This is a genomic window from Granulicella pectinivorans (assembly GCF_900114625.1).
GTDB lineage: Bacteria > Acidobacteriota > Terriglobia > Terriglobales > Acidobacteriaceae > Edaphobacter > Edaphobacter pectinivorans.
The window spans coordinates 2672817-2692871 of the sequence record NZ_FOZL01000001.1 but is presented as its reverse complement, the minus strand read 5'-3'; the positions used below and the strand labels follow the sequence as shown (position 1 = coordinate 2692871).

Below are 20055 nucleotides of genomic sequence, written 5' to 3'. Positions count from 1 at the left end.
CTACTCGGCCCGTAAGGCATCCACCGGGTCCACCGTGGCCGCTCGCCGCGAAGGCAGGTAGCAAGCCAGATACGCCGTCACCACCACGCACGCCGTGATGCTGATATACGTCACAGGATCGACCGGACTCACATGGAACAGCAGCGAAGACATCAACCGCATCGTCACAAACGCCGCCACCAACCCACACACAATCCCGATCCCGGTCAGCATCAACCCCTGGTTCACGAACATCGCCGTCAGCTCTCGCCGCTGCGCCCCGAGCGCCATCCGTATCCCAATCTCGCGCGTTCTCTGCGAGACCGAATACGACACCACGCCATAGATTCCGACAATCCCCAACAGCAGCGCCATACTCCCCGCCACACACAGCATCACCAGCGTGAACGACGTCCGTGCCATCGACTTCGTAAACAACTCGCCCACCGTCGTCTGCTCTGCCAGCGGAACCTCGGGATTCACCGACCACACCTTGTCCTGAATCTCCTTCATGAACATCTGCGACCCAGCCCGCGGGCTGCGCACCACAAACGCGATCCCGCGATGAATCATCTGCTTCGATCCCTCGAAGTTGTTCCCCACCTGCGGCCAATAAACCGTAGTCGGCGCTGGCTTGTCGACGCCATCGTCATGCACATCCTCGGCGACCCCAACGATCTCGCGCCAGTCATCCGTACTCGCCACCCGGATCCGCTTTCCCAGCGCTCCCTGTGCATCCCGCCAGTACTGACGCGCGAAGTTCTCGGAGATGATCGCCACCGGCCGGCTCTGCTCCAGGTCCGTCCACGTCAGATCCCTGCCCGCCATCAGACGCGTGCCCATCGTGCCAAATACCCCAGGGGTAATGAACTTGAACCGCCTGATCGCGGGCATCTCCCCCTCTTTCATCACATGGTCCTCCGCATACAGGACGTCGTTGCTGTCTCTGCCGTCCATCGGAACAGCGCTGACCGCCGCTACCGACGTCACCCCGGGAATCGACGCGATCTTCTCCGTGATGTCGCGCTCCATGCGTACCAGCCGCTCACGCTGGCTATCCGGCACCTGCGTCTCCGGAATGTAGAAGCGGAACGCCTGCAACGAGTTCGGCGCATCGAACCCGGGCGACACCTGCATCAAAGCCCGAAACGTGCGAATCATCAACCCCGAGCAGATCAGCAATACCAGCGCCAGCGCCACCTGCACCACCACCAGCGCCTTCCGCGCGCGATGCCTCTCCCTGCTCTGGCTCAGCGCCCGCCCGCCTTCGCGCAGGCCCCCGTTCACGTTGCGCCCCGTGTACTTCATCACCGGGATCAGCCCGATCAGAAGACTCGTCAACAAAGCCAGTCCAAAGGTAAACAGCAGAACCGGCAGATCGATCCCTATCTCATGAATCCGAGGCAGGCCGGTGGGCGCAATCGCCACCAGCGCCTTCAGCGCCCCAAACGCCAGCAGCAGCCCGATCAGGCTTCCCGTGGCGCCCAGCACCATACTCTCAAACAGCAGGTCGCCCACAATCCGTCCACGCCCCGCACCGAGCGCCGAACGAACCGACAACTCCTGCCGCCTGCCCTCCACTCGCACCAGCAGCAGGTTCGCCACATTCGCGCAGGCCACGAGGAGCACCAGGGCAATCGACCCCATCAGCACCCACAACACCTTACCGACATCCCCAATCACATCCTGCTTCAAAGGCCGCAGATTCGGCGAGATCCGCGCCTTCTCAAAGAGGCTCGCGCTGAACCCTTCCGGCGCCGGGAACGTCCGGAGTACCACCGGCAGAAGACGCGCCATATCCGCGCTCGCCTGCTCCATCGTCACGCCTGGCTTCAGCCGGGCGATCGCCTTCTGGCTGAAGTTCCCCAGCTTGATCTTGTTCCGGTCCCATTGAAACGGCTCGACGATCGATACATTCGGCTGGTCTAGAAATTGAAATCCTTGCGGCAGAATCCCGATCACCTCGCGCAGCTTCCCATCCACCATCAGCGACCGTCCCACCGCAGACGGCGCACCTCCAAACTTCTTCTGCCAGTACCCATAGGAGATCAGAATCGTATCCGGCGACCCCGGAGAATCGTCCTTCTGCGTAAACAGCCGCCCAGCCGCCGGCGTCACGCCCAACAGGGGCAGCGTGCCCTGCGTCACATCCAGCCCTCTCACATGCTCAGGCTGCCCATCGCCTGTCACGTCCATCGAATCGTTGTCGTACACGCCAATGTCCACAAGCGTCGTGTTCTGCTCGCGGTCGATCATGTAGATCGACGGCGACATGTTCAGCTCCTTCAGACCGATCCCCGGCGCCGTATGCCACACCCCGATCAACTGCTCCGCATGCGGATACGGCAGCGGCTTCAGCAGCACGCCCTCCACCACGCTGAAGATCACCGTATTCGCACCCACGCCGATCGCCAGCGTCAGCAACGTGATCGTCGTAAACAGCGGCGCACGGCCAAGCCTGCGCAGAACCTGCCGGATCTGATCGAAAAACACCATGGGCCAAGTCTCCGAATCGATGCATGAAGGTGCGACTGGAGAGACACATTCCAGCCCGTGACCACTCATACGCAGATCATCCGAGGTTCGTTCAAAAAATAATCGACACCCCTTGACACCCTACCCATAGGTAAACTAGGTATAGAAGTATGCCGAAGAAATCCGACCTCATGCCGGGCACCCTGGACATGCTCATCCTCAAGACCCTCTCCCGCGGCCCCCAGCACGGCTACGGCCTGGCGCTCTCCATCAAGCGCCTCTCCGACGAGGTCCTCACCGTCGAAGAAGGCTCGCTTTACCCAGCCTTGCAGCGCGCTCTCCTGCAAGGCTGGGTCAAGGCCGAATGGAAGATGACCGAAACCAATCGCCGCGCGCGCTTCTACACCATCACCGCCGTCGGACGAAAGCAGCTCAGCAAAGAGATCTCGCAGTTCGAACAGATGATCGCAGCCATCGGCCGCATCCTGCAGGACCCCACGGAGGCACAATGAGCGTCCTGAAGAAGTTTCAGATCCTGCTTCGCCGCAAGCAGTTCCAGAGTGAGCTCGAAGAAGAGATGGCCTTCCATCGCAACGCCGCCGCCCAGGAACTCCAGGAAGAAGGCGTAAGCCCCACCGCCGCCCGGCGCACCGCCAATATCCGGTTCGGCAACACCACCCGCCACATCGAAGCGAGCAATCAGGTGGTTGGCTTCAGCATCGAAACCGTCCTGCAGGACCTTCGCTTCGCCATCCGCCAGCTTCGCCGCAATCCTGGCTTCGCGGCTACCGCCGTCCTCACCCTCGCCCTCGGGGTCGCCGCAGCCGTCACCATCTTCGCTTTCGTCGATGCAGCCCTCATCAAGCCGCTGCCCTATACCCAGCCAAGCCGCCTCGCGCAGCTCTTTGAAAGCAACCAGACCGGCCCCCGCTTCCATCTCTCCTACCTCGATTACCTCGACTGGAAGCATCTCAACAAGGTCTTCTCCTCCATCGATATCTACAGCCCCGAAGATTTCCTCCTCGATGCTCCCGGTGGCGTCCAGCACTCCCAGGGCGCGCACGTCAGCGACGGCTTCTTCCGCACTCTCGGCGTCAATCCCATTCTGGGCCGCGACTTTCATGCCGGCGAAGATCTCCCCAAAGCCCCCCGCACAGCCCTGCTCAGCTACTCGGCTTGGCAGAACCGCTTCGCAGCAAAGCCCGACGTGCTCGGCCGCACCATCAGCCTCAACGGCACGCTCTACACCATCATCGGCGTCCTCCCCCGCGACTTCCACTTCGCCCCGGCGCGCGCCGCGGAGTTCTGGGTGCCCATCGACACCGGCGGCAACTGCGCCAAGCAGAGAGGCTGCCACGACTTCTACGGTGTCGGCCGCCTGAACGCCGGCGTCACCCTCCCCACCGCCCTCGCCGACATGAAGTCCATCGCTCTTCAGCTCGAGAGGGTATACCCCGACACCAACCGCAACCGCGGAGCCAACGTCCTCGCGCTCTCCGACGTCATCCTCGGCGACATCCGGCCCATCCTCATCGTCCTCCTCGCCGGCGCTGCCCTCCTTCTGCTGATCGCCTGCGTCAACGTCGCGAGCCTCCTCCTCGTCCGCTCCGAAGGCCGCCGTCAGGAGATGGCCCTCCGCGGAGCCCTCGGAGCCTCACGCCACCGCCTCATCCGTCAATTCATCACCGAAGGCGTCCTTCTCGTCTGCGCCGCAAGCTCCATCGGCATCGCCCTGGCCTTCGTCGTCATGCACCTTCTCCTCAAGCTCATCCCGGTCGACCGCCTCATGTCGATGCCCTACCTCGCGCACATCGGCCTCAATCTCCACGTCGCCGTCTTCGCCTCAGCCATCGTCGTCCTTGCTGCCGCCATCTTCTCCCTCACTCCACTCGTTCGCCTTCCGCTTTCCGGCTCCCAGGGCTTGCGCGACGATAGCCGCGGCTCTGGCAGCACGCTCTGGCGGCGCTTCGGGGCCAACCTCGTCATCCTCGAACTCTCCATCGCCACCATCCTCCTCGTGGGAGCCGGTCTCCTCGTGCAGAGCTCCATCCGCCTCCTTCACGTCGACACCGGCCTCCAACCCGAGAACCTCTCCATGCTCCGTGTCGCCGGCCCCAAAGCCCGCTACGGCAAGGACGATCAGGCCATCGCCCTTGAGCGTCAGGTCATCGATCGCCTCTCCCACCTGCCCGGCGTCCAGTCCGTCACCGTCTCCAACGACCTCCCCATCGGCGATGGTGACGGACTCAGCTCCGTGACCATCTACGGCCTTCCCGACGACAAGGAACACGAGGTCAACACCCGCGAGGTCGGCTCCAACTACTTCTCCACCCTCGGAGCCCGCCTCATCAAGGGACGTTTCTTCACCGACGCCGAAGACTCCACCCGCCCCCGCGTCGCCGTCGTCAACCAGCTCCTCGCCTCCCGCCTCTTCCCCGGCAAGGAAGCGATCGGCCAGCGCATCCTCTGGAACAACAACGAAAAGCCCTTCGAGATCGTCGGCATCGTCGATGACATCAAGGAAGGCCCCCTCGACGTCGCCACGCGCCCCGTCATGTACACCTCTTACCTGCAGATTCCCGACAACAACTTCTACGCCATAGCCCGTACCGCACAGGACCCTCACGATCTTCTCCCCGCCCTCAGCCAGGCCATCCACCAGATCGACCCCGGCCTCGGTGCCTTCGACGAGGCGACCATGACCGACCACATCCACGACTCACCCTCTGCCTATCTCCACCGCGTCTCCGCATGGCTCGTTGGCGGCTTCGCGGCCGTGGCTCTTCTCCTCGGAGTCGTCGGTCTCTACGGAGTCGTCGCCTTCTCCGTCAGCCGCCGCACACGCGAGATCGGCATGCGCATGGCCCTCGGGGCACCCCGCGCCTCCGTGTACCGCCTCATCCTCACCGAAGCCGGACATCTCGCCGCAGGCGGAATCGTCCTCGGCCTTCTCGGGTCCCTGGCCGCAGCCACACTGTTACAGAGTCTTCTCTTCGGCATCCACTCCTGGGACCCCGCCACGCTCCTCACCGTAGCCGCGCTGCTGGGCTCCGCCACCCTGCTCGCCAGCTACATCCCCGCCCGGCGAGCCGCCTCCGTCAACCCCGTGGAAGCCCTCCGCGCCGAATAGTGCCGCAAAACCGGGTGCCTCACATCTTGCCTCTGAGATGTGGGGTCTCGCCACAGCCTCAAAGCCATCACTTCCACCCGCCACCCAAAGCCGCGTACACCTGCACCAGCGAAGCCGCCTCCGACTCCTGTGCCTGCGCCAGCAACAGCTGTGCCGCGTAGAGATCCGTATCGGTCGTCAGCACCTCCAGGTAACTCGTATTTCCACCCGAGTACCGCAGCCGCGCCAGCCTCACCGCATCCGCCGCCGACTTCACCTGCTCCGCCTCTTCCTCCCGCTGCAGCCGCGTCTCCTTGTATGTCACCAGCGAATCCGAAACATCCCGCAGAGCATTCAGAATCGTCTTTTGATACGCCAGCAGCACCTCCTGCTCCTGCGCCTTCGACAGCCGGTAGTTGCTCCGTATCCGCCCTCCATCGAAGATCGGCTCCGACAAGGACCCAGCAGCCTGCCAATACGCGTTCCCGCTCGTTGCAATCGCATGCAACTGGTTGCTCGCCGCGCCTCCCATGCTTGTCAAAGCAATCTGCGGAAAATACAACGCACGAGCCGCGCCAATCCGCGCATTCGCCGCCACCAGCTTCGCCTCCGCCTGTTGCACGTCCGGACGCCGCTCCAGCAACTGCGAAGGAATGCCCACCGCTATCTCCAGCGGGTGTGGCTGCGCCTCGACCGCCAGCCCACGCGCAACGTCGCTCGGCGGATGCCCCAGCAACACGCTGATTGCATTCTCCTCGATCGTGATCTGCCTGCGCAGATCCGGCACATTTGCCTGGGCAGCATGCAGCAACTCCTCCGCCTGCCGCACATCCGCCAGCGATCCAGCGCCATGCTCTTCAAGAGCCTGCGTCAACTTCAAAGAGTCCTCCCGCGCCTTGACGGTATTCTGGGTCACGGTCATCTGCGCATCCAGCCGGCGCAGCTCGAAGTAAGCCTCCGCCACCGACTGAATCAACCCAATGCGCGTGGCCCGTTGCCCCCACTCGCTCGCCACAAGCTCCGCCCGGGCCGCCTCCGTCTGCCGTCGATAGAGCCCCCAGAAGTCGAGGTTCCACGCCGCCGAAGCACTGAGTCCACCACCCCGATAGAACGAGTTCGCCGGGCTCCCATCGTTCTTCGTTCCCGCAAGGTTCGAAGGAATCTGCAACGCGTTATAACTTCCGCCCGCGCTTACGGAAGGCATCTGTTGCGAACGCGTCACACCCACCTGGGCCTGCGCCTCAAGCACGCGCTGCGCCGCGATCCGCAGGTCCAGGTTATTCGCCAGAGCTTCTTTCACCAGCCCTTGCAGCACAGCATCCTGAAAGACCGAACTCCACGGCTCATCCGCAATCGCAGCGGAAGCATCCGATGCAGCCGCAACGTCCGGAGCCTGCCGATAGCTCACCGGTACATTCACAGCCGGTCTCCTGTAGTTCGGTCCAACCGTGCAACCCATCATCAGCAGAGCAAGCAGGGCCAGCAACAACCCGTCGACAAACCGTACCGCATGTCTCTCAACCATATCGAAACCCTTCCTGACAACAATCACAATCGCTCAACGAATTTCGACACTCTGTCCGTCATGCAGCAGGTCGCTCGGACTCGCCACCAGCGTGTCGTTGACCTGGATGCCGCGGAGAATCTCCACCTGGGTACCCATATCGCGACCAATCGTCACCGGCACAAAGTGGACAATCTTGTCCTCACCCACCGTCACCACATGCATCCCACTGTGATCGATCACCAGCGAGCTCGTAGGCACAATCAACGAGTTCCTCGGTTCCGCCAGCGTGAACTTCACCTGCGCGTACATCCCAGGCAACAACGATCCATCGCGGTTGTCCACCTGCACCTCGGTCCGCATCGTGCGCGCCGCGCTGTCCAGGGAGGCCGCGCTTCGCACCACGGTTCCCGCGTACAAGTGCCCAAGTCTCTCCTTCACATCGATCACAGCCTTCTGCCCATCCTGGATATTCACCGCCTGCGACTGAGGCACATCCACCTGGATCCGCAGCGTTCCGCTTTGCGCAATGTTGAACAAGGGCTTGCCCACCGACGCACTCCCGGTTGCAACCAGGTCGCCCTTCTCCACATTGCGCGCCGTAATCACGCCATCGAACGGTGCAACAATCCGCTCGAAACCACGCATCTGTTCCAGTCGAGACACGTTCGCACGATTCGCCGTGACGTTCGCCTGCGCCGCCGTAATGTTGGCCTCAGCGGCTGAAACATCCGCCATCCGCGCGTTGTGCGCCTGCACCGCCTCATCCACAATCTGCTGCGAGATGGCATGCTGCTGTCCAAGCGGCAGATCTCGCTCCTTCGTCAAACGCGCCAGCTCCGCATTGGCCTTGGCCTGCTCCCGCGAAGCCCTCGCCTGTTCCAGCGACGCCTCCGACTGCGCCAGCGTAGCCCGTGCCTGTAACAACTGCTGATCGACCTCGGGGGAAGCAATCACCGCAAGCACCTGCCCCGCACGTACCTTCGAACCAATGTCCACGGTCCGCCGCTCCAGATACCCCTCGGTCCGCGCATAGATCGCAGCCGTATACAACGGCTCGATATTGCCCGGCAACATCAACTCCGAGGTCGGCTCACCCAGCTTTGCATGCAGGGTCGTCACCACTGGATGCGTCACAGGAGACTCCCGCACCGCAGCCAGCGCCTCACGGTTTCGCGCCAACCGCGGTACGGCACCAACAGCCACGAGAGCCGCAACGAGCGCTCCTACCGCCGCCAGCCTGACCGCCACGCGTGGCCCTGTCGTTTTCTTCACTTCTGGAACAGTCATCTGCGTCATATCGCCTCCTGGGTCTTGCCCGTAGTGCTTCCGTGAATCAGTGTGAACATCAAAGGAACGAAGAAGAGTGTTGCGAACGTAGCCACGCTCAGCCCCCCAATCACCGCGCGAGCCAGCGGTGCATTTTGCTCTCCGCCCTCGCCGATACCGAGCGCCATCGGCAACATGCCAATCACCATCGCGAACGCCGTCATGATAATGGGACGCAACCGCGTGAACCCGGCCGTCACCGCTGCTTCATAAGCATCCACACCCTTCGCCCGCAGTTCGTTCGCAAAGGTAACCAGCAGAATTGAGTTCGCGGTCGCCACGCCGATCGACATGATCGCACCCATCAGGCTAGGCACGTTGAACGTGGTCTGCGTAAGAAACAGAGCCCACACGATTCCCGTGAAAGCCCCGGGCAGCGCGCAGATGATGATGAACGGATCCAGCCAGCTCTGATAGTTCACCACCATCAGCAGGTAGACCAGCATCGCCGCAAACGCCAGCCCCAGCCCAAGGCGGTTGAACGCCTCGTTCATGCTCTCCACCTGCCCGCGCACCACGATCTTCGTCCCCGGAGGCAGAGCCTTGCTCTCCTCCTTCACAATGCGGTTGATCCTTGCCGCCACCGATCCAAGATCGGCGTTCTGTGTGTTCGCGTAGACATCGAAGACCGGAGCACCGTTATGGTGGTTGACCACCACAGGCATCACCGCCGGCGACAGCGTAGCCATGTTCCCCAGCACCTCGGTCCGGTTGCTGATGGTGTGGATCGGGATCGGCGTATTCTCAAGCTGGTTGATCGAGTCGATGCTGTACTGCGGCGTCTGCGCAGCAACGGTATACGTAATTCCCATCTTCGGATCGAGCCAGAAGTTGGGCTGCACCGCCGCACTCGAACTCAGCGAGATATAAAGCGAGTTCGCCACGTCCTGTTGCGTCAGCCCAAACTGCGCCGCCCTCACGCGATCGATATCCAGATGCAGATCCGGTGCATCCACCACCTGGTGCATATGCACATCCACCGCACCCTGCACCGTGGCAACGCGCTCCCGCAAGCGCCGAGCAATCTCATAGTTCGCCGGATCGTACCCCTGCACCTGCACATCGATCGGAGCAGGCAAACCGAAGTTCAGAATCTGCGTCACCATATCCGCCGGCTGAAAGAAGAACGTCAGGTCCGGAAACTGCTCCTGCAGCTTCGTCCTCATCTCCTTCATGTACTTCTCCGTCGGCCCATGGTGCTTGGCATTCAACGCAATCAACACCTCGCCATCCGCGCTGCTGATCGTCGCGCCATCGCCGAACGCATAGTTGAACGTCTCCGGCGTCAGCCCGATGTTATCCATGATCAGTTCGACCTCATCAGCCGGAATGATCGTACGAATCTGCTCCTCCACCTGGCTGAACAGCACCTTCGTCGTCTCGATCCGCGTCCCCGGTTGCGCCCGGATATGTAACTTGATCTGTCCCGCATCGACCGCCGGAAAGAAGTCCCGCCCAACAAAAGGCAGCAGCACGAACGCCGAAGCCATGATCGCAATCGATGCCATCATCGCGGGCTTACGATGCTCCAAAACCACATGCAGAGCCCGCGTGTAACGCTCCTGCACCCAGAAGTACCCCTCGTTGAAGCGATCGTTGATCCGCCCGAAGAAACCACGCTGCTCCGTCACATCGCCGCTTCCTTCGAAGTGATGCTCCGCACCCAGCATGAAGTTCACCAGCACCGGAACCAGGGTTCTCGACAGCACATACGAGGCCAGCATTGCGAATACCACGGCCAACGCCATCGGCGTGAACAGGAACTTCGCAGGTCCCGTAAGAAACACCACCGACACAAACACAATGCAGATCGTCAGCGTGGAAACCAGCGTAGGTGTAGCAATCTCGGATGCTCCAATCAACACCGCCTCACGCAGCGGCTGCGTCCCCATATGCCGATGGATATTCTCGATCGTCACCGTAGCGTCATCCACCAGGATGCCGATCGCCAACGCCAGCCCGCCCAGCGTCATCGTGTTCATCGTCTCGCCCATCGCGCTCAGCACAATAATCGAGCTAAGGATCGACAACGGAATCGAGATCGCGATAATCAGCGTGCTCCGCCAGCTTCCCAGGAACAGCAGAATCATCAACGCCGTAAGACTCGCCGCAATCACGCCTTCACGCAGCACGCCCACAATCGAGGCCTTCACAAAGATCGACTGATCGAACAGTTCCGTGATCTTCAAACCCTTCGGAGCCGCAGCCCTCGAGCCCGGCAGCACATCGTTCTTGATCTGGTTGACGATATCCAGCGTCGATACCGAACCCGTCTTCATAATGGTTAGCAGCGCCGCAGGCTTCCCATTCGCACGCGCCACGTTCTGCTGCACCGACCAGCCGTCCCGCACATGCGCCACGTCCCGCATATAGACCAGCGATCCATTCACCGTCTTGATCGGTACATCGTTCAACAACAGCGCATCGGACGGGCTTGAGTTCGTACTCACCGTATACTCACGCGTCCCCACCTTCGCCGTCCCGGAAGGCAGCGTCACGTTCTGCGCATTGATCGCAGCCGTCACATCGATCGGCGTAATTCCCTTCGCAAGCAGTGCATTCTGATCCAGATCCACCATGATCTGCCGTGCCACGCCACCATACGGCGTCGGCAGCAGCGTGCCCGGAACAGTCGTCAACTGTTGCCGCACACGGAACAAACCGTAGTCATAGATCTCCGACTCCGACAACGTATCGCTCGAAAGCGAAAGCTGAATAATCGGCACGGTCGACGCACTAAACCGCAGAATCCACGGAGGGTTCACCCCCGATGGCATACGAAACCGGATCGAGTTCACCGCGGCGCCGACCTGCGACATCGCCGCATCGATCCTCACCTGCGGCTGAAACGAGATCTTGATTACGCTCGCACCACTCGTCGTCTGCGAGTCGATCGACTTCACATCGTTCACCACCGCCATGACGAATTCACTGAACGTAGTGACCCGCTGCTCCATCTCCTTCGCCGGCAAACCCGAGTACGACCAGATCACCGTCACCACCGGAATGTCGATGTTCGGAAAGATATCCGTAGGCGTAGTCGCCACCGACGAGAACCCAAGCACCAGAATCAGGATGGAAGCTACAATAAACGTGTAAGGTTTGTTCAGCGCGAGTTTGACAATCCACATATCGATCTCTCCAGCACGGGCTCGCAAGGGCCGGCAACTACTTAGATAGATATCGAATTAGTTGGATTCAAAAATCCTCGGTACGCTTCCAAACCAAGGTTGGAGCATCACATACACGATGGCGAAGTTAACCGATTTGACCGACAGCGACGTAGCGCAGATTGGCAAAGCCCTCGGCGACCCCAACCGCCTCGAAATCTACACCCAGATCGCCCAGTGCGATGAACTCTGGTGCGGCGACATGTGTGCCAAGCACACCATCTCCGCGCCCACCCTCTCACACCACCTCAAAGTCCTCACCGACCTCGGACTCATCGCCTCCCGCAAGGAAGGGCTCAACGTCTACTATCGGGTCATCCCCGAAAAGTTCGCAGCCTACCTCAAGTATCTCGTATCCATTGGGCCAAAGTCGCCGCGCTAGCGTCTCTTCACCATCCGCTTCACCCCCGCATACTGCTGCAGAATAAAGCTGTCCGTCATGCCCGCAATATAGTCCGCCACCACCCGCGCATGTCCCTCGGTCACAACCTCGTCGATATACCCCTGCGGCAGCTCTTCGACATCCTCCATCCAGAAGTCGAACAACGCCGTCACCACCTCTTCCGCCTTGTCGTGCTCCAGTTCCAACTCCCGGCATGAATAGAGCGTGTCGTACAAGTACCGTTTCTCTTCGAGACGCTCGGCTTCCGCATGCTCCGAGAAGACCGAAAGCCTCACCGGATGCTCCCGAATCTCCGCCAGCGAGGTAGCCCCAATCGCCTCGACGCCATCCCGCGTCGTCTTGATCAGGTCATCCACCAGTGTGTTCTGCATCAGTTGCAAAGCCTCGTTGAAGAGAAACTTCTCCTCCACCCCGACATGCTGCTTCTCCACTTCAGCATAGCTCCTGCCCAGAATTCCCACATGCTCCCGGATATGTCCAATCTCCAGCAGCCCTGACTCCACACCATCATCCAGGTCCGCCGTCAGATACGCGATTTCATCCGCCAGGTCGATCAACTGCGCCTCCAGCGGTGGCCTCTTGTCCAGCATGTACTCCGCCAGCTCCGGATACTTCGTCGGATCGTAGTCCCGCGAGTGCTTGATGATCCCCTCGCGCACTCCCAGCGTCAGATTCAGCCCCCGATGCGCGGCATACCTCTGCTCAAAGTGCACCACGATCCGCAGCGCATGCAGGTTATGGTCGAAGCTCAATCCATGCCGCCGCAAACAGGCATGCAACGCCCTCTCCCCCGCATGACCAAACGGTGGATGCCCAATATCGTGGACCAGCGCCAGCGCCTCCGCCAGGTCTTCATTCAGCCCCAGCGCCGAGGCGACATTCCGCGCAATCTGCGCCACTTCCATGGTGTGCGTCAGCCGCGAACGGAAGTGATCCGAAGCCCTGCTCGTAAACACCTGCGTCTTCCCCGCCAGCCGCCGAAACGCCCGCGACTGCACAATCCTCTCGCGGTCCCGCTGAAACGCCGTCCGAAACGCCCTTGCCGGCGCCGGAAACGTACGCGCCAGCAGCGAATCCCCGCTGCCCTCCACCACCGCGCACTCTCTCAATTCGCCCTCTGTCATATGCCCCATCCTACCCAATCACTCGATAGCCTCCAACCCGGCCAGCTCCCGGGCCCGCACAAATACCCCTGCAAACATTCCTTCATTCAGCCGCCCGGTATTCGTATTCCGCAGCGACGGATGATACGAGCCCAGCAGCCAGAGCCCGTTGGGCAGCAGATACTCCGCCTCATGACCGAAGACATATGCCGACTTGCGCTCAATCACCCCCCTCTCATGCAGATGCCGCAGATACCCGTCCCATGCAATCTTCCCCAGGCAAACCACCACCTTCACCCGCGTCAACAGATCGATCTCCGCCGTCAGATGCCCGGAACAGTTCCTCTGTTCCTCCGGTGTCGGCTTGTCCCCCGGCGGAGCGCACCGCACCACCGACCCGATCCATGCGTCCTTCAGCTTCAGCCCATCCGTCCGCGAGGTCGCCAGCGCCTGACTCGCAAAACCCAGCTCATGCAGCACCGGATACATAAAGTACCCCGCGCCATCCCCCGTAAACGGCCTCCCCGTCCGGTTCGCCCCATGCGCCCCCGGAGCCAGCCCCAGAATCAGCACCTTCGCCCCGTAGTCCCCAAATCCCGGCACCGGCCGTGCCCAGTACACCTGGTCCATGTACGCACGCCGCTTCACCTCGCCGATCTTCGCGCAGTACTCCCGCAGCCGCGGACAACGCTCGCACCCCACCATCGCTTCCCGAACGGCCTTCCGAACCAGCACCGGAGGCAAACGTCGACTTGAACCCGAATCCATCCTCATCTCTCAACCTTATTCCAAAGAGGATAAAGAACTTCCAGCCCACCAACGTGCCCGCTCTCCACCCGCGACACGAACATTCCGCACAGGTATCATGGGAAGTGGTATAAATCCCCTCGGCGGTTCCATTGGAAGATCCAAGACTCAGCAGAATGTACCTGAAGCTTTTCATCGAAGGATTCGAGAGAAGATTCGGCGGAAAAGGCAAGAGCGGCGGATTCTTCCGCTCCTTCACCGTCACTGGCTTCATCATCATTCTCCTTGTCGTAGGCTCCGGCGTCGCTTACATCATGGCTGGCCGCGGTAACGTCCGAAAGATCAAGCGCCACCTGCGTACCCCGCAGCACACCGACCCCGCAGCCATGCGGCCTGGCGGTCAGGATCCCCTCGTCCTCTCCCGCCCCCAGACGCCAAACGCCACCGAGCCTGAGTTCCTCTCCGCCACCTTCCTCCCCGGCCGCGGGTTCAATGTCCTCCAGATCAACGCCTTCATCCCCGGACTCGGCGAAATCGGCCTCCTCAACTCCCCCGACCTCGCCGACGCGGCCCGCGCCATGAGCGGCGTCGAGGAAGACAGCGAAGGTCAGGCCTCCCTCCTCGACGGTGCCGCATTCCTCGTGCCATGGGCCGGACGCCTCTCCGGAGTCCCCTCCATCGACGGCAAGAGCGCCTCGATTCCCTGGAAAGGCACCGTCCTCAACCTGCCCGCCAACAGCATCGAGACTCAAACCCCAGCCGCCTTCGGCGGTCTGCTCCTCAACGAGCCCTCCACCAGTGTCACCGACCAGGCCGAACCCGATGGAGCCTCCGCCCGGGCCGTATTCTCCTCCTCCGACGTCGACGACGAGTGGCCATCCAACCAGGAAACCACCATCGCCGTTCATCTCACCGGCCACGCCGTCGAGATGAACGTCAGCGTCAGAAACACCGGCACATCCCCCCTTCCGGTCGGAATCGGATGGGCTCCCCGCTTCGCCATCCATGGCGGCGATCGCTCCCGGACGACACTCCGTCTTCCCGCCACCATGCGCACCGAGCAGCGCGATGCACACTCCGGCATGCCCAACGGCCTCATCCGCCCCATCTCGGGCACCGAATACGACTTCTCCCCACGCAATGGAGCCCCACTTGGCGACCTTGCCCTCTCCGACACCTTCGTTCACCTCAAGTCTTCGCCCCAGGACTCCGTCATCGAACTCCGCGACCCGCTGGCCAAATACGGCATCCGCATCACACCCCTCTCCTCCTCCATCAAGGCCATCCACGTCTTCTCCCCTGCCGGATCCGACTTCGTCTCCATCTCTCCGCAAACCAACTACGACGACCCCTGGGGCCGCGAGTGGTCCGAGACCGAGGACACCGGCATCGCCGTCCTCAGCCCCGGCCAGACTCTGGAGTGGAAGATCCGCCTCGAACTCTTCCTGCTCCCTCCCACCAAATAACCCCTTTGACTCGTTCCTGCTGTTCACCCCCATCGCAGAACCTGCTGTCGTCATTGTCTGAACGCATCTGTCTTTCAACCCGGGGAGCCCCGCTTTGCGTCGATAAGCCGGCCGGGTTCCCCCACCGATACCCCCTCACGTTTGACCCTCCCCATCCAACGAAATACAGTAGTATGTGGGACGCCTGCCGTGGGCGCTGCCTTCAGCCTTCGTCGAGCGACCTGCCAAAAGCAGCAGCCTCCGGGGTAGGATCAGGTGGCCTGTGATGCGGCAGAACCAGAACATCCCCTTGGAAGGCACTGCATTGACCCCGACTGAAACCACCGAAGAGAAGAACCTGGCTGAACAGACGCCATCGACTGAGCTCGAACACACCCACGATCACGCGGATCACCAGGGCCACGATCATGAGGGTCACGACCACGCCGGCCACAACCATGGTCCGTCCCTGAACCCCGCCCTCATCAAGGAGATCTCCGTCGAGGTCCCCGCCGATGAAGTGTCGAAGGCCTTCAAGTCCGTCATCAAGCGCTACCAGAAGATCGCTCGCATCCCTGGCTTCCGCATCGGCAAAGTGCCCGAGACCGTCATCAAGTCGCGTTTCATGAAGGAGATCCGTCAGGAGATCCTCGAAACCCTCGTCTCCGACCGCTTCCGCCAGGCCATCGAGGCACAGGACATCAATCCCGTCTCGCAGCCCCAGATCACCAGCATGAACCTCTTCGACGGCCAGCCCCTCACCTTTACGGCTGTCTTTGAAACCCTGCCCACCATCGACATCTCCGGCTACGACTCCGTCTCGGTCACCCGTCCCGATGTCACCGTCACCGACGAAGAATACGCCGCCGAGCTTGACCGCGCCCTCGAGCCCCACGCCACCGTCGAGACGGTCGACGAGGACCGCGCTCTGGTCGACGGCGACTGGGCCGAGATCGGCTTCACCGGCAACATCAAGCCACTCGCCCAAGTCGTTGGCGAAGAGCCCGCGCCGACTGAGCCCATCACCGGCGAAGACGTTCTCATCGAGATCGGCGGCAAGAACACCCTCGCCGCCTTCAACGATGCCCTCCGTGGCACCAGGGCCGGTCAGGAGCTCGAGTTCGAAGTCTCCTACCCCGCCGACTTCGGCGAGCCCCGCCTCGCCAACCAGACCGTCTCCTACGACGTGCAGGTCAAGGCCATCAAGAAGAAGACCTTCCCGGAGCGCGATGAAGAGTTCGCCAAGCAGCTCGGCAACTACGAGAGCTTCGCCGACTTCGAAACCAAGCTTCGCGAGCAGGTTGCCGACCGCAAGAAGGACGCCCTCGAGAACCGCGCCAAGGAGGTCATGCTCGAAGAGCTCATCGGCCGCTTCACCTTCGAGGTTCCCGAGACCTTCGTGCAGCAGCAGGTGGACGCCCGCCTCGACCGCGGTCTCCGCGCCCTCGCCCAGCAAGGCATGAAGGCCGAGGACATGCGTAAACTCGACTTCAACCGCCTCCGCGAAGCCCAGCGTGACCAGGCCGTGAATGAAGTGAAGGCTTCGCTCATCCTCGATCGCATCGCCGACGCCGAGAAGGTCGAAGTCGATCAGGAAGAGGTCGACCGCGAGCTCCTCATCATGTCCATCCAGGGTCGTGAGCCGCTCGAGTCCCTCCGCGAGCGCATGCAGAAGGATGGAGCCATCGACCGCATGAAGGAACAGATGCGTCGCGAGAAGACCGGCACCGTCCTCTACGAAAAACTAGCCTCGTAACCCACAGGGGATTCTCCGCTAAGCTCTTCTCAGCAAGAGTGCGGCGAGAATCCCCGTTTGTTTTGCCTCCAAAGCTGCTCAGCCATCATCTGTTGCTTAACCGAAGTCGGAGAAAAGAGAGCGCCATGGGATACATGCCATTCGTCGTCGAGCAGACCAGCCGTGGAGAACGCAGCTATGACATCTATAGCCGCCTCCTTCGCGACAACATCATCTTCCTGGGCACGCCCATCGATGACAGCGTAGCCAACGTCATCATCGCCCAACTGCTCTTCCTCTCGAGCGAAGATCCCGACAAGGACATCCAGCTCTACATCAACTCGCCCGGTGGCTCCATCACCGCGGGCCTCGCCATCTACGACACCATGCAGTGGATCAAGAACGACGTCATGACCTTCTGCATCGGTCAGGCCGCCTCCATGGGAGCTTTCCTGCTGATGGCAGGCAAGAAGGGCAAGCGTTTCGCCCTGCCCAACTCCCGCATCCTCATCCACCAGCCCTCCATGGGCGGTCTCTCCGGACAGGCGACGGACATCGACATCCACGCACGCGAGATCCTTCGCATCCGCGAGATCACCAACACCCTCATGGCCAAGAGCACCGGTCAGGCCCTCTCCCAGATCGAGCGCGACGTAGAGCGCGACTTCATCATGACCGCCCCCCAGGCCCGCGAGTACGGCATCATCGACGACATCATCGACCGCCCCCGCACCTAAAATCAACCGCACCACCGCAAACGGCGCGGCTTCGGTCGCGCCGTTGTTCGTCATCTCGCCGTTGCGCTTTTGGTTGTCATCTCCAAAGGAGATCTGCTGCCGCAAACTCCCGCAAATCGTGATCCCACCACGGTACTTCCGTGAGTCACCCCACCCGCGTCCGGAACCCGCACCCCCAACGGGTGTAAACTTGTACTTCAGAGTACGCGGCCCGCAAGAAGGAGCATCACTGCATCTATGAAAACCTCACGTGGTTCAGACGAGTCCTTACGTTGTTCCTTCTGCCACAAATCGCAGGACGCCGTAGCCAAGCTCATCTCCTCGCCCTCCGACTACCCGCGCGCCTATATCTGCGATGAGTGCGTCGCCGTCTGCAACTCCATCCTCGAAGACGACCGCTCGGAAGCCACCCCCGGTGCCGCACCCGCTGCCCTGCCCAAGCCGCAGGAGGTCAAAGCCTTCCTCGATGAGTACGTCATCGGCCAGGATCAGACCAAGAAGAAGCTCGCCGTGGCCGTCTACAACCACTACAAGCGCATCCAGATGAACAAGACGCGCGGCAACGATGTCGAGCTTGCCAAGTCCAACATTCTCCTCGTGGGCCCCACCGGCTCCGGCAAGACCCTCCTCGCCCAGACGATGGCGAAGATGCTCGACGTTCCCTTCGCGATCGTCGATGCCACCACCCTCACCGAAGCCGGCTACGTCGGCGAAGATGTCGAAAACATCATTCTGAAGCTCCTCCAGGCCGCCGACGGAGACGTCAATCGCGCCCAGCAAGGCATCATCTACATCGATGAGATCGACAAGATCGGCCGCAAGGATGAGAACCCCTCCATCACCCGCGATGTCAGCGGCGAAGGCGTCCAGCAGGCCCTCCTCAAGCTCCTCGAAGGCACCATCGCCAACGTCCCGCCCCAGGGCGGACGCAAGCATCCGCACCAGGAGTTCACCGTCGTCGACACGACCAACATCCTCTTCATCTGCGGCGGAGCCTTCGTCGGTCTTGAAAAGGTCATCGGCCGCCGCGTGGGCAAGAAGGCTCTCGGTTTCAAGGCTCCCCTCGACCCCGTCGCCGGCCCCGAGGTCACTCCCATCCGCGCCCAGCGCGATGCGGAACTCCTCCGTCAGGCCGAGCCCCAGGATCTCCTCAAGTACGGCCTTATCCCCGAGTTCGTAGGCCGTCTGCCCGTCCTCGGCATCCTCGAAGAGCTCGACGAGGCCGCCCTCATCGACATCCTCACCCGCCCCAAGAACGCGATCCTCAAGCAGTACATCAAGCTCTTCGACTACGAAGGCGTCAAGGTCACCTTCTCCGACGAAGCCGCCCGTGAGATCGCCCGCGAGGCGCTCCAGCGCAAGGTCGGAGCGCGCGGCCTCCGCATGATCCTCGAAGAACTCATGCTCGACCTCATGTACTACGTCCCCGGCAACAAGAAGGTCAAGGACCTCACCATCACCGCGGAGATGGTGAAGAAGCACGCCCTCACCCTCCCGATGCTCCTCGAAAAAGCCGGTTAAAAAAAGAATTGCAACGAAAAGAGGCGGCTCCAATCGGAGCCGCCTCTTCCATGTGGGTCATAAACCAGGGTGACCCACAACCTGCCCTGAGCTTGTCGAATGGGTCTCGCCTTTGAGGTGTGGGTTCCACACTCCTATAGCTTCGCAATCTCCGCATACGCCGATTCCACCGCAAGCTTGGCCACATCTCCGCCGCGCGCCAGCCCTTCCGCACGCACCACGGTCACATCCGTAATTCCCAGGAACCCAAGCACACCCTTCAGATACTTCTCCTGAAAGTCCATCGGCGCGTACGGAGATCCTTCCCCATACTGACCGCCCCGTGTCGAAACGAGAATGACCTTCTTCGCCCCGCAAAGCCCCTTCGGACCCTCCGATGTATACGAGAACGTCTTCCCCGCCACACAGATCAGATCAACCCACGCCTTCAACTGGCTGGGAATCCCGAAGTTGTACATCGGCGCGCCGATCACGATCAGGTCCGAAGCCAAAAACTCCGCAAGAATCTCCTCGCCCGTCGTCAGTTCCAGCTTTTCGGCGTCTGTCACCGGCACAAAATCCGCGCCATGCACGCGCAGCACAGCCGTATAGTGGCTTAACGGCTCGCCCACCAGGTCGCGATAGACCACCTCGGCCCCCGGGTTGCTCTTCACAAGCTGCTCCGTGGTCGCTTTGCTCAAAGGCCGGCTAACGGACTGCGCGCCGGTCACGCTCGAATCGAGATGCAGAATCTTCATGATGTTCCTTCCTCATCGGGCTGACTCACCGAACCGCCAGCCTCAAGAGTTACTATAAGTA

At 61.5% G+C, this 20055-nt stretch carries 14 protein-coding genes; 7 read left to right on the top strand and 7 right to left on the bottom strand.

What is annotated here, in order from left to right; all coding sequences use genetic code 11:
- Window positions 1-2475 (bottom strand): ABC transporter permease, encoded by a 2475-nt coding sequence (locus BM400_RS10690; protein ID WP_089839153.1) that lies wholly within the window; start codon window positions 2473-2475, stop codon window positions 1-3.
- Between the two features lie 149 nt (window positions 2476-2624).
- Here BM400_RS10690 and BM400_RS10685 point away from each other — a divergent pair, with 149 nt between their 5' ends.
- Entirely contained in the window at window positions 2625-2966 is a 342-nt protein-coding gene (locus BM400_RS10685; RefSeq protein WP_089839152.1) for a PadR family transcriptional regulator, read from the top strand.
- Window positions 2963-5584: an ABC transporter permease gene (locus BM400_RS10680; protein ID WP_089839151.1), complete on the top strand. Its 2622-nt coding sequence runs from the start codon at window positions 2963-2965 to the stop codon at window positions 5582-5584. The genes BM400_RS10685 and BM400_RS10680 overlap by 4 nt, the downstream gene beginning before the upstream one ends.
- Window positions 5585-5651: 67 nt before the next feature.
- On the opposite strand, the gene BM400_RS10675 is transcribed toward BM400_RS10680, so the two are convergent.
- The 3 genes from BM400_RS10675 to BM400_RS10665 are packed head-to-tail and all read right to left on the bottom strand — an operon-like array spanning window position 5652 to window position 11527.
- Complete coding sequence (locus BM400_RS10675) at window positions 5652-7088, bottom strand: efflux transporter outer membrane subunit (protein WP_089839150.1); 1437 nt, start codon at window positions 7086-7088, stop codon at window positions 5652-5654.
- 33 nt (window positions 7089-7121) lie between these two features.
- The gene (locus BM400_RS10670; RefSeq protein ID WP_089839149.1) at window positions 7122-8366 is read right to left on the bottom strand and encodes an efflux RND transporter periplasmic adaptor subunit; all 1245 of its coding nucleotides are present in this window, start codon (window positions 8364-8366) and stop codon (window positions 7122-7124) included.
- Window positions 8363-11527: an efflux RND transporter permease subunit gene (locus tag BM400_RS10665; RefSeq protein ID WP_089839148.1), complete on the bottom strand. Its 3165-nt coding sequence runs from the start codon at window positions 11525-11527 to the stop codon at window positions 8363-8365. Before BM400_RS10665 ends, BM400_RS10670 begins: the two co-directional genes overlap by 4 nt.
- A 118-nt stretch (window positions 11528-11645) precedes the next feature.
- Between BM400_RS10665 and BM400_RS10660 the strand changes: the two genes are divergently transcribed.
- Window positions 11646-11948: an ArsR/SmtB family transcription factor gene (locus BM400_RS10660; protein ID WP_089839147.1), complete on the top strand. Its 303-nt coding sequence runs from the start codon at window positions 11646-11648 to the stop codon at window positions 11946-11948.
- On the opposite strand, the gene dgt is transcribed toward BM400_RS10660, so the two are convergent.
- Entirely contained in the window at window positions 11945-13093 is a 1149-nt protein-coding gene (gene dgt, locus BM400_RS10655; RefSeq protein ID WP_089839146.1) for a dGTP triphosphohydrolase, read from the bottom strand. The two genes, BM400_RS10660 and dgt, sit on opposite strands and share 4 nt — an antisense overlap.
- A gap of 18 nt (window positions 13094-13111) precedes the next feature.
- The gene (locus tag BM400_RS10650) at window positions 13112-13846 is read right to left on the bottom strand and encodes a uracil-DNA glycosylase (protein ID WP_281245497.1); all 735 of its coding nucleotides are present in this window, start codon (window positions 13844-13846) and stop codon (window positions 13112-13114) included.
- Window positions 13847-13995: 149 nt separating this feature from the next.
- Between BM400_RS10650 and BM400_RS10645 the strand changes: the two genes are divergently transcribed.
- From BM400_RS10645 to clpX, 4 genes are all read left to right on the top strand, one after another.
- Window positions 13996-15285 carry an aldose epimerase family protein gene (locus tag BM400_RS10645; RefSeq protein WP_089839145.1) on the top strand — a complete coding sequence of 430 codons (1290 nt, stop codon included), beginning with the start codon at window positions 13996-13998 and terminating at the stop codon, window positions 15283-15285.
- 265 nt (window positions 15286-15550) lie between these two features.
- Window positions 15551-17020: a trigger factor gene (gene tig / locus BM400_RS10640; protein ID WP_089839144.1), complete on the top strand. Its 1470-nt coding sequence runs from the start codon at window positions 15551-15553 to the stop codon at window positions 17018-17020.
- A gap of 92 nt (window positions 17021-17112) precedes the next feature.
- A complete protein-coding gene (clpP, locus tag BM400_RS10635) occupies window positions 17113-17736 on the top strand; it encodes an ATP-dependent Clp endopeptidase proteolytic subunit ClpP (protein WP_281245496.1) in 624 nt (207 codons plus the stop codon).
- A 237-nt stretch (window positions 17737-17973) separates the two neighbouring features.
- Window positions 17974-19257, top strand: coding sequence for an ATP-dependent Clp protease ATP-binding subunit ClpX (gene clpX / locus BM400_RS10630; RefSeq protein WP_089839142.1), 1284 nt, complete (start codon window positions 17974-17976; stop codon window positions 19255-19257).
- Between the two features lie 134 nt (window positions 19258-19391).
- Here clpX and BM400_RS10625 read toward each other — a convergent pair whose 3' ends face one another.
- Window positions 19392-19994: an FMN-dependent NADH-azoreductase gene (locus tag BM400_RS10625; protein WP_089839141.1), complete on the bottom strand. Its 603-nt coding sequence runs from the start codon at window positions 19992-19994 to the stop codon at window positions 19392-19394.
- Window positions 19995-20055: the final 61 nt, after the last annotated feature.